This is a genomic window from Falsihalocynthiibacter sp. BN13B15 (genome assembly GCF_041205415.1).
GTDB classification, from domain to species: Bacteria; Pseudomonadota; Alphaproteobacteria; order Rhodobacterales; family Rhodobacteraceae; genus Falsihalocynthiibacter; species Falsihalocynthiibacter arcticus.
In genome coordinates, this window is sequence record NZ_JBGFCE010000054.1 from 1 (window position 1) to 1,222 (window position 1,222).

At 50.4% G+C, this 1,222-nt stretch carries 2 protein-coding genes; both read right to left on the minus strand.

The window, feature by feature from the left end; all coding sequences use genetic code 11:
• The coding region (locus tag AB9F26_RS22085) for a lycopene cyclase family protein (protein ID WP_369769109.1) at positions 1 to 271 on the minus strand (271 nt) is incomplete at its 3' end.
• 10 nt (positions 272 to 281) lie between these two features.
• Positions 282 to 1,222 (minus strand): SIS domain-containing protein (locus tag AB9F26_RS22090; protein WP_369769110.1); only part of this gene is annotated, 941 nt, incomplete at its 5' end.

Sequence of the window (1,222 nt, forward strand, 5' to 3'; positions counted from 1 at the left end):
TCGCCGAGCTCCCACCCAGACCTTTCCCGCGCGCTTGCCCGACTCTGCGACCGTTGAGATGTGGTTCTGGACCACTTGAATACATCCAATTATAAGTCTTGCTCTCAATGGGAAACGTAAGTGCTGCGGGCATTCGAATGAAAATTGAATTGGTTTTACCACCTGCTTCGATCAAGCAAACGGTAGTGGCCGGATCAGAAGACAATCGGTTGGCCAGAACACAACCTGCAGAACCGGCACCAACAATGACGTAATCGAATTCGAGAGACATTTTTGATCCTTTAAACAACAGCGGTGATTTTGGTGGCATTTAAGAATGCACCAGGGGCAAACCCGCGTGCAATTGACAGTGGAATTTGTAGTAACTGGATCGGCAATGCCTCCATGATTGGATTGAGCGAGGCTGGGACATCGGGGTAGGTTAGAAGCAGGCGATCGTGACCCTCTTGTACGGGATTACTTTCTGGGCAGATCGCCAGAACCCGCCCGCCATGAGACGTTACTTTTTCGATAAGAGCTTCATCTATGTCGCGGGTTGAGGCGTCCCCCAAAAAGATAATCATCGCAAAACCTTCGCGCACCAGTTCAATAGGGCCATGGCGGAATTGCCCACCTGAGAGAGCGGTGCAATGCATTTTTGCCGCCTCCTGAGTAAGTAGTGCAGCAATATTTGCTGACGCAAAGCTGTTGCCCCGTCCGACAAAAACCAATGGCTTATCCGCACCAAGGAACTTGGCTGCGCTTTCAATTTTGGGCGTCCAACTATCCAAAAACAACTGGCAAGCTACAGCGGCTTTGTGCAAGTTTTGGGTCGCCGTGGCAGTACTTCCATCACAGAGGTATTCGGCAAGTAAATGCAGGGATGCCAAGCCACCAGTATAGGACTTGGTAGACACTGTGGCCTCGTCCCCAGCTTGGGAACAAAGTGAAATTTCGGCCCAGTTTGCCAAAGGGTTGTCGGCCATATTGGTGACAGAGATAACTTTGCCTGGTGTGCTTCCCAAGGCTATTGTGAGGTCAACAATTTCGCCACTTTTACCTGATTGGGATACGACGATCAGAAGTGTTGTGTTGGTGATTGTCGCTGCGAATTGTTGGCTTAATTCAGATGAATCCACTATTGTTACCGGACTTGAGAGGCCATTCACCAATCGCAAATACGCAGGGTAGGCCCCGTGAAGGGATCCGCCCATTGCGGTGATTACAACGCGGTCAAGTTCAC